This is a genomic window from Pseudomonas sp. BF-B-15 (genome assembly GCF_019946675.1).
Taxonomy (GTDB): Bacteria; Pseudomonadota; Gammaproteobacteria; order Pseudomonadales; family Pseudomonadaceae; genus Aquipseudomonas; species Aquipseudomonas migulae.
Genome location: NZ_JAGYFZ010000158.1, coordinates 1 through 8903, shown reverse-complemented (window position 1 = coordinate 8903; position 8903 = coordinate 1). Strand labels below are relative to the sequence as shown.

General features: G+C 59.7%; 12 protein-coding genes. 8 read left to right on the top strand and 4 right to left on the bottom strand.

The annotated features are described in order from the left end of the window. Positions 1 to 332 precede the first annotated feature (332 nt). On the top strand, positions 333 to 620 hold the full coding sequence (locus KGA97_RS28225) for a hypothetical protein (RefSeq protein ID WP_223481901.1): 288 nt from the start codon (positions 333 to 335) through the stop codon (positions 618 to 620). Positions 621 to 719: 99 nt separating this feature from the next. Here KGA97_RS28225 and alaC read toward each other — a convergent pair whose 3' ends face one another. After that, complete coding sequence (gene alaC, locus KGA97_RS28220) at positions 720 to 1937, bottom strand: alanine transaminase (protein ID WP_223481900.1); 1218 nt, start codon at positions 1935 to 1937, stop codon at positions 720 to 722. A gap of 140 nt (positions 1938 to 2077) precedes the next feature. Between alaC and KGA97_RS28215 the strand changes: the two genes are divergently transcribed. The 3 genes from KGA97_RS28215 to KGA97_RS28205 all read left to right on the top strand — a co-directional run bounded on the left by KGA97_RS28215 (position 2078) and on the right by KGA97_RS28205 (position 3877). Next, positions 2078 to 2740 (top strand): LysE family translocator, encoded by a 663-nt coding sequence (locus KGA97_RS28215; protein WP_223481899.1) that lies wholly within the window; start codon positions 2078 to 2080, stop codon positions 2738 to 2740. 66 nt (positions 2741 to 2806) lie between these two features. After that, complete coding sequence (locus KGA97_RS28210) at positions 2807 to 3292, top strand: GyrI-like domain-containing protein (protein WP_223481898.1); 486 nt, start codon at positions 2807 to 2809, stop codon at positions 3290 to 3292. A gap of 96 nt (positions 3293 to 3388) precedes the next feature. Continuing rightward, positions 3389 to 3877, top strand: coding sequence for a GNAT family N-acetyltransferase (locus KGA97_RS28205; RefSeq protein WP_207285435.1), 489 nt, complete (start codon positions 3389 to 3391; stop codon positions 3875 to 3877). A gap of 133 nt (positions 3878 to 4010) precedes the next feature. Here KGA97_RS28205 and KGA97_RS28200 read toward each other — a convergent pair whose 3' ends face one another. Then, positions 4011 to 4616, bottom strand: coding sequence for a pyridoxamine 5'-phosphate oxidase family protein (locus KGA97_RS28200; protein WP_192229140.1), 606 nt, complete (start codon positions 4614 to 4616; stop codon positions 4011 to 4013). A gap of 7 nt (positions 4617 to 4623) precedes the next feature. Then, positions 4624 to 5109, bottom strand: a complete 486-nt coding sequence (locus KGA97_RS28195) for a GNAT family N-acetyltransferase (RefSeq protein ID WP_223481897.1) — start codon at positions 5107 to 5109, stop codon at positions 4624 to 4626. 141 nt (positions 5110 to 5250) lie between these two features. Here KGA97_RS28195 and KGA97_RS28190 point away from each other — a divergent pair, with 141 nt between their 5' ends. The 3 genes from KGA97_RS28190 (at position 5251) to KGA97_RS28180 (ending at position 7372) form a co-directional block, all read left to right on the top strand. Further along, positions 5251 to 5676: a YybH family protein gene (locus KGA97_RS28190; protein ID WP_223481896.1), complete on the top strand. Its 426-nt coding sequence runs from the start codon at positions 5251 to 5253 to the stop codon at positions 5674 to 5676. A 67-nt stretch (positions 5677 to 5743) separates the two neighbouring features. After that, positions 5744 to 6088 (top strand): YciI family protein, encoded by a 345-nt coding sequence (locus KGA97_RS28185; protein ID WP_008032567.1) that lies wholly within the window; start codon positions 5744 to 5746, stop codon positions 6086 to 6088. Positions 6089 to 6136: 48 nt separating this feature from the next. Beyond that, positions 6137 to 7372 carry an RNA polymerase sigma factor gene (locus KGA97_RS28180; RefSeq protein ID WP_223481895.1) on the top strand — a complete coding sequence of 412 codons (1236 nt, stop codon included), beginning with the start codon at positions 6137 to 6139 and terminating at the stop codon, positions 7370 to 7372. Between the two features lie 118 nt (positions 7373 to 7490). On the opposite strand, the gene KGA97_RS28175 is transcribed toward KGA97_RS28180, so the two are convergent. Continuing rightward, a complete protein-coding gene (locus KGA97_RS28175) occupies positions 7491 to 8345 on the bottom strand; it encodes a LysR family transcriptional regulator (RefSeq protein ID WP_223481894.1) in 855 nt (284 codons plus the stop codon). A gap of 90 nt (positions 8346 to 8435) precedes the next feature. On the opposite strand from KGA97_RS28175, the gene KGA97_RS28170 reads away from it, so the two are divergent. Continuing rightward, positions 8436 to 8867, top strand: a complete 432-nt coding sequence (locus KGA97_RS28170; protein WP_008032561.1) for a multidrug/biocide efflux PACE transporter — start codon at positions 8436 to 8438, stop codon at positions 8865 to 8867. The last annotated feature ends 36 nt before the right edge of the window (positions 8868 to 8903 follow it).

Genomic DNA, 8903 nt, shown 5'->3' with positions numbered 1-8903 from the left:
GGCTTGCTGGCGATGGCATCGACTCGGTCAAGAAATTAAACCGAGTCGCCTGCATCGCCAGCAAGCCGGCTCCTACATGGATTGTCGAACCCCCGTAGACGCTGGTTTCGATCATTACCGATAACAAAAAACCGCATTTTTGCGGTTTTTTTTATGGGCAGGAATCTGCGACAAGCCAAATCTTTTGGGTACTGACGACACAACCACTTGTCGGAACTGTCATTTCTCACAGGTAGACGACTTGCATGGACACGTCGAACATCCCTCCTTGAAAGGAGCGCCAGTCACGGGTTCCTGTTTGATCGTCGAACCATGGATGAGGAGCAGACTCTATGAGCACGCCTATTGTTGATAAACCCGAAATTATCCTTCCCACTGAAGGTGCTGAGGAAAGTCTAAGACCAACGTTTATTGGGCCGGCGATCATCGGGGGGAAGGTAACTGTTGCGCTAGATGACGGAACGGTGCTGGGTTCGGTTGACGTGATGTCTTCAGGTCAATGGCAAGTGCCTTCACTTTCTTCGTGGGAAAAAGAGGAATACCAAGTCAAGGCTAGACAAAACGTGGAGGGCGTCGATTCGGAGTGGACAGAATTGCGGACCTTTACGGTTGTCGGCTAGCCGTTTGCTTTCAGGGACAGGTTTTTTCCAATAACGCCTGAAGACAATTGAATCGAATCGGGAGCGGACACGGACGTGGCCGCTCCCGAGATTGTTTCTCTAGCCGGTGGTTTTGCTTACCAGCCCATCCGCCCTGAACATCCCGCGAATCCCGCGCACGGCCTGACGAATCCGGTCCTGGTTTTCGATCAGCGCGAAGCGCACATGATCATCCCCATATTCCCCGAACCCGACACCCGGCGAGACGCAGACCTTGGCTTCGGCGAGCAGTTTCTTGGCGAATTCCAGCGAGCCAAGGTGCGCATACGCTTCGGGAATCTTCGCCCAGACATACATCGACGCTTTCGGATTCTCGACCATCCAGCCCAGTTCATGCAGGCCTTTGACCAGCACGTTGCGCCGCTGCCGATACTGCTCGGCGATGTCTTTCACGCAATGCTGATCGCCTTCCAGTGCGGCAATCGCAGCGACTTGCAGCGGTGTGAAGGTGCCGTAGTCGTGGTAGCTCTTGATCCGCGCCAGGGCGTTGACCAGTTCCGGGTTGCCGACCATGAAACCGATGCGCCAGCCCGCCATGTTGTAGCTCTTGGACAGGGTGAAAAACTCCACCGCAATGTCCTTGGCGCCCGGTACTTGCATGATCGACGGGGCTTTCCAGCCGTCGTAGACGATGTCGGCGTAGGCCAGGTCGTGCACCACCAGCACGTCGTACTGCTTGGCGAGGGCGATGACGCGCTCGAAGAAATCCAGCTCCACGCATTGTGCGGTCGGGTTGGACGGGAAGCCGAGGATCATCATCTTCGGTTTCGGGATCGAGCCGCGAATCGCCCGTTCCAGTTCGGCGAAGAAGTCCACGCCCGGAATCAACGGCACCGAACGCACCTGGGCGCCGGCAATCACGGCACCGTAGATGTGAATCGGGTAGCTCGGGTTCGGCACCAGCACGGTGTCGCCCTGGTCCAGGGTGGCGAGCATCAAGTGCGCCAGGCCTTCCTTGGAACCGATGGTCACGATGGCTTCGCTTTCCGGGTCGATGTCGACCTCGTAGCGTTCCTTGTACCAGTTGGAAATCGCCCGGCGCAGACGCGGAATGCCCTTGGACGTGGAATAACCGTGGGTGTCTTCGCGCTGGGCGACGGTGACGAGTTTTTCGACAATGTGCGGCGGCGTCGGGCCGTCGGGATTGCCCATGCTCAAGTCGATGATGTCTTCGCCACGGCGACGGGCGGCCATCTTCAGCTCGGCGGTGATGTTGAATACGTAAGGGGGGAGTCGATCTATGCGCGCAAAGCGGCGCGGCGAACCTTGTTCGGCCATTGTTGCCTCGGATAACGTAAGCGCCCGGAACCGTCCGAGCGACGCTGGTCACTGCGGTGACCTGTGGCGGAATGTAAGGGCAGCTGTGGCAGACTGTCCAGCCTCCACGTAAATAATTTTTTTCCGAAGGAAATCGGTCGATGGAATTTAGCAGCGGCTTTCTGCTGAGCCTTTCTCTGTGCCTGGACATCGGCGTAGCCAACATCGCGATGATCACGCTGGCCATGCAGCGCGGCTATTTTCAAGGCTTTGCGCTGGGGTTGGGCACCTGCGTCGGCGACCTGATTTACGCCGTGCTGGCCTTGGCCGGCATGACCGTTTTGCTGCAATACGAAACCGTGCGCTGGGTACTGTGGATTGGTGGTTCGGCGTTGCTGATCTATTTCGCGGCGAAGATGATCTATTCGGCAATCCACCATGAGGCGCTGTTGGCCGAGACCGCCGAAGTGGGCCACAACTCGCACCGCAAGGAGTTCTTTCGCGGGATCTTCCTGGCGATGTCGTCACCCAGCGCCATTCTCTGGTTCGCGGCGGTGGGCGGCACGCTGATCGCGCGGTCTGGCGGTGGCGGGGCGCTCAGCTCGGCATTGTTCCTCGGCGGATTTCTCTGTGCCGGACTGTTGTGGTCGGCAGGCCTGTGCTTTGCCGCGAGCCATGGCGGCAAGTTGCTGGGCGACAAGCTGCTGCGTTATTCGTACATGGCATCGGCGGCGATCTTCTGCTATTTCGCGGTGTACGTGATCCTATCGGGGTACAACGAGTTTATTGGCGCTGGCGCGGTCGAGGCGTTGCATACGCTGTAATTGGGCGAATCGGGTTTGGCTTCTATACTCCTAGCCGAACCCACTTTTTGTACCAGGAGCCGAGTCATGGATGATAAAAAAAGCGTCGAAATCCCGGAACCACGCTACGAACATGGGCACTTCCTGCTCATTGCAGGGCTTGGTGGACGGTTTACTCAGCAAACCACCCAGGGCATTCCAGCGCTCTGGGAAAAATTCATTCCGCACATCGGAAACGTTCCGGGCCAGAAGGGTGAAGTGACCTACGGCGTGTGTTGCAATTTCGATGGCAAGGGCGGCTTCGACTACATCGCCGGCGTCGAAATCAGCAAGCTCGACGACTTGCCGGATCAGTACCGCTGGGTAGAAGTCCAGCCTCAGCTGTACGCGGTGTTCGAGCATAAAGGGCCGCTGGATGCATTGCCGCAGCTGTTTCAACACATCTTCGGCACCTGGCAACCGCAGTCCGGGCATGAAGTGTTGGATGCTCCGGAATATGAGCGCTACAGCGAAGACTTCAACCCGAAGCTCAACACCGGAAAACTGGAAATCTGGGTGCCGATCAAAGCGTGAGGTGTACGTCGGGAGGCGGATCAACGATGCGCCTCTCGATGTCATGCCCAGGCTGATTTATGATCCCCAGCCTTTCCCCGCTGATTCCGAGCCGCCATGAACACCGTCATCCGCCACGTCACCCCCGCTGACCTGGACCGCTGCTACGCCATCGAAACCGTTGCCTACGAAGGTGACGAAGCTGCCACCCGAGAAAAAATCGCCACGCGCATCGCCACCTGGCCTGAAGGTTTTATCGTCGCCGAAGTGGACGGCGTTGTAGCCGGTTTCATCAACTCCGGTGCGGCGTTTCAGGTGGAAATGTCGGACGAAGCGTTCAAGGAACTGATCGGCCACGACCCGGCCGGCCCGCACGTGGTGATCATGTCGGTGGTGGTGCATCCGGATTATCAGGGGCAGGGTTTGGCGAAACGTCTGATGGGCGAGTTCATCGAGCGCATGCGTGCGCTGGGCAAGGCCAGCATCAACCTGATGTGCAAGGAGCGGCATATTCCGCTGTACGCCGGGTTCGGGTTTGCCTACATCAAACCTTCCGCATCGGACCATGGCGGAATGGCGTGGCATGAGATGGTGTTGGCGCTCTGATTGATGCGGTGTGGTGTGAATTGCTTTCGCGGGCAAGCCTCGCTCCTACAGGTTTGGTGTGCTCCTGAATTCACCATGAACCTGTAGGAGCGAGGCTTGCCCGCGAAGGCAATCCAAAAGTCGCCACATCGATCTAATAAAGACTGTCGCGCACCCTCACCGGCGCTTCCCGGTCATACGTCTCAGCATCAAACTGCCCATCATTCAACCGCTTGTGAAACGCCCCCGCCGTCGGCAGCGCCGAGCGATCCAGGTGCTTTTCGGGGTTCCACAAATCCGAACGCACAATCGCTTTCGAGCAGTGAAAAAACGCCGCCTCCACCGTCACCAGCATCACCGTGCGCGCCGATTTGCCGTTGACCGCGAAGCTTTCCAGCAAGGCCGGCTCATTGCTGATCTGCGCTGCGCCGTTGACCCGCAAGGTTTCGCCGATCCCCGGGATGATGAACAATAGCGACACCCGCGGATCGAACACCACATTGCGTAGCGTGTCGATGCGGTTGTTGCCCGGGCGATCCGGGATCGCCAGGGTGCGCTCATCGATGATTCGCACGAAACCCGGTGTGTCTCCGCGCGGCGAGCCGTCCAGGCCGTCGGGGCCGACCGAGCTGATGATCACCAGCGGCGAGGCGCGAACCATCGCTTGATAATCCTCGTTCAGAAAGGCGATTTGCTTGCGCACCGCGCGTTCGTGGGGTTGGCCGTAAATTGCTTCCAGTGCTTCGATGCTGTCGAGCATAACCACCTCAGAAAATCAGCCCCATCCGCCGTTCGTAACCGATCCGGCCCTTGTAGGCCTCGCCGCTGTCGACCCAGCCGAATTTTGCATACAGCGCGATGGCCGCTTCGTTGTCCGCATCCACCGACAACTCCAGCCCCCGTATTTCCGGAAACGCCTGACGCGCGACCTCCGGTAAGGCTTGCAGGCAGGCCTTGCCATAACCTTTGCCCTGTTGACGCTGATCGACTTGCAACGCATGCAGGGTGGCGCTGTGTTCGTCGGCCCAGGCCGGCAGCACTGGCGGGCGTTTGAGCAGCAGGAAAGCTACCGGGACATCCTCGACCAGCAGGGCAAATCCTTTGACGCCGGGGCCGGGTTTGGACAGCAGGGTGTGCAATGCACCGTGGATGTCACCGGAGAACTTGATCTGTTCCTGGTGAACTTCGATGGCCTCCACCTCCTGGCGCTGCTTCGCGTTCAGGCTTTCGTAAGGCACGAGTCGGGTTGTCACTGGAGTGTCCTTTTTCCAACAGAAATGAGCCTCGGATTCTAGCGAGTTTGCGCCCATGGATTATTTTTAATTTGACTGTCGATTTGGCGTTTTGCCAGGCGACTAAGGGTGTCTTCACAACAAAAAACACGGAGAACCACCATGAACGCTACCCACGAAATCCAGACCCTGATCGACACTTATCGTCAGGCGGTCATCACCAAGGATCTCGAGAAAATCATGGCGTTGTATGCCGAGGACATCGTCTCCTACGACGCGGTCAAGGCCCTGCAATTTCGCGGCAAGGCGGCCTACCGCGCGCATTGGCTGGAATGCATGGAAATGTGCCAGGGCCCGCACACCCTTGATTTTGACCAGATGAACATCGTGGCCGACGAGCACATCGCCTTCGCCCATTGGCTGGCCCATTGCGGCGGCACCAACGAGAAGGGTGAAACCCAGGCCTGCTGGATGCGCGTGACCGGCTGCTATCGGCGCGAGGCCGGGCAATGGCGCATCGTCCACGAACACTGGTCGGCACCGTTCGACATGACGAGCGGCACCGCACTGTTCGGTCTGCAGCCCTGATCGTCGGGAAGTGCCCCCCACGCGCCAAACTGCAGCCATAGTTGATCAGTTCGATCCGGAGAACCCCATGAAGTATTTATGCCTGGTCTACAGCAACGAACAGGAGTTGCACTCGCTGCCCGAAAGTCCCAACGACGCCGAGTGCATGGCCTACGCCGAATCGATCCAGGGCAGCGGCCGCATGCTCGCCGCCGAAGCGCTGGAGTCGGTGCAGACCGCGACCACCGTGCGTATGCGCAACGGCAAAGTGTCGATCACCGACGGCCCGTTCGCCGAAACCAAGGAGCAGTTGGCCGGCTTCTACCTGATCGACGCCAAGGACCTCAATGAAGCCCTCCAGGTTGCCGGCAACATTCCGGCGGCCCGGGTCGGCTGTGTCGAGGTGCGACCGGTTCGTCAATTGAATCCCTGATAAGGAGGTTTGCGTGGTGATGTGGGTGATTGAAGGCCATCGGCACTGATGGCTGACGTGTCGGTCAAGGCTCGGGTCGAGCAGGTTTACCGCGAAGACTCGCGGCGAATCCTCGCGACCCTGATCCGTTTGCTCGGTGATTTCGATCTGGCTGAGGAGGCCCTGCACGAGGCTTTTTTCATCGCGGTCGAGCGTTGGCAGCGTGACGGTGTGCCGGACAATCCGCGTGCCTGGCTGGTGTCCACCGGACGCTTCAAGGCCATCGACGGCTTGCGTCGGCGCGCGCGGTTTGCCGCGTCCCGGCCGATGCTGATCGCGCAACTGGAAGCGCTGGAGCAGGCCGACTGGAGTGACGAAGACGTGGAAGACGATCGTCTGCGTTTGATCTTCACCTGTTGTCACCCGGCACTCGCGGCGGATGCTCAAGTGCCGCTGACGTTGCGCGAAGTCTGCGACCTGACCACCGAAGAAATCGCCCGGGCGTTTCTCTCGGCACCGGCCACCATTGCCCAGCGCATCGTGCGCGCCAAGGCGAAAATCCGCGACGCGAAAATCCCTTATCAGGTGCCGACCCTGGCGGAATTGCCCGAGCGTCTCGACAGCGTGCTGCGGGTGATTTACCTGGTGTTCAACGAAGGTTACTCGGCGTCCATCGGTGCTGAACTGACTCGCGAGGATCTGACCCGCGAGGCCATCCGGCTCGGCCGATTGGTCATGGAATTGTTGCCCGAACCCGAAGTGATGGGCCTGCTGGCGCTGATGCTGTTGCATGAGTCACGACGCCCGGCGCGAACCTCGGCGAGTGGCGAGCTGATTGTGCTGGATGAGCAGGACCGTTCGCTGTGGGATGCCGGGTTGATTGCCGAAGGGTGCGCGCTGATTGCGCGGGCGCTGACCTCGCGGCGATTCGGGCCTTACTGCCTGCAAGCGGCGATTGCGGCGGTGCATGCCGAAGCGCCGACGGCGGGGGAGACGGACTGGGTGCAGATTGCGGGTTTGTATGATGTGCTGTTGGCGGCGGTGCCTTCACCGGTGATTGAGCTGAATCGCGCGGCGGCGATCGCCAAACGGGATGGACCGTTGGCGGGATTGACGTTGGTTGAAGGGATTCTGAATCGCGGCGAATTGCTGGATTACCACCTGGCGCATTCGGCGCGGGCGGAGTTTTGTCGGCAGTTGGGCAGGGTGGAGGAGGCTCGGGTGGCGTATGAGCGGGCGTTGGAATTGACGCAGCAGGTGCCGGAGCGGCGGTTTATCGAGGCTCGGATCAGGGCGTTAAAGTGAGGTGAATTTGCCGGCCCCATCGCGAGCAGGCTCGCTCCCACAGGGATCGGTGGTGTCCACAAATTTGTGACCGACGCGATCAACTGTGGGAGTGAGCCTGCTCGCGATGGCCGCACCGCTATTCCAACATCTTGCCCAACAACCAACTCCCCGCCGGCCCCGGCGGATGCAGCCGCGACCACAGCGCATCGACGAACAGCGGCTTCGGCCACCCTCGCACGTTCAACTCCTGCAGCGTCCCGGCATCAAACCGCCCCACCAGCCATCGCGGCAACGGCGCCCAGCCGAATCCACCCTGAGCCATTTCCAGCAGCATCAAGTAACTCGGTGCCGACCACACACGCCCCTTCGCCCGGCTTTCATACGGATTGACGATGGTCGCCAGACGCAGCTCCCGATGCTGCTGCAACAGCTCCTGATCGATTCCGGTCAGGGTCGCCAGCGGATGCCCACGGGACACGAACAAAGCGATTTCCGTGCGTTCCTGCACCGTCGAACTGACCAGGTCCGGCGGGTAACTGTCCTGTTGCTCGGCGAACGCCACATGCGCCCGACCGCTTTGCACCAGCGCCACCAGGTCATCGCATTCGGCGATCAGGCATTCGAGTTCCAGGTCCGGGTAACGCTGCTCGAATGCACTGAGCGCCGCTTCGAAACGGTCGGACTGATAGGTGTCGGAAATCGCCACGGTCAGCTTCGGCTCGACACCCTGAGAGAGTTGGCTGGCGGTCATTTCCAGGCGGCTGGTGGCCGCGAGGATTTCCTCGGCCCGTTGCAACATCACGTGCCCGGCCGGCGTCAGCGTGGGCTTGCGGCTGCTGCGGTCGAACAACACCAGATTCAGATCGATCTCCAGGCTTGCCACCGCAGCACTGATGGTCGACTGACTGCGCCCCAGTTTGCGCGCCGCCGCGGAAAACGAGCCCTGGGTCGCCGCTTGCACAAACGCCTGCAACACTTCCTGAGAGGCCATGAACTATCGCCTTGATCGATGGTTATTGGTTATGAAGTATCGGCGTGAGGATGGATCATGGCAACCACAGTCACTCAGGGAGTTCTGGTCATGAACGCCAACAAATCCATCACTGAACGTATTTTCCAGGCCATCGGCTTTGAACTGCTGGCCATCGTGATCTGCACCCCGTTGCTGGCGTGGATCATGGACAAGCCGATGCTCGACATGGGCGTCGTCACCGTTGTCATTGCGGCGCTGGCCCTGGCCTGGAACGTGATCTTCAACGGGATTTTTGACCGCGTGCTGACGCGATTCGAGATTGCGCACAACGCCTGGACGCGAGTCGTTCATGCGCTGCTGTTTGAAGGCGGGTTGGTGGCGGTCGGCGTGCCGCTGATTGCCTGGTGGCTCAACGTCAGCCTGTGGCAGGCGTTCTTGCTGGATATCGGGGTGTTGCTGTTTTTCCTGCCGTACACCTACGTTTACCACTGGGTGTATGACGTAGTGCGCGAACGAATGGTGATGCGTATACCTCTGTAGGAGCCGGCTTGCTGGCGATTCAGGCAACGCGGTGTG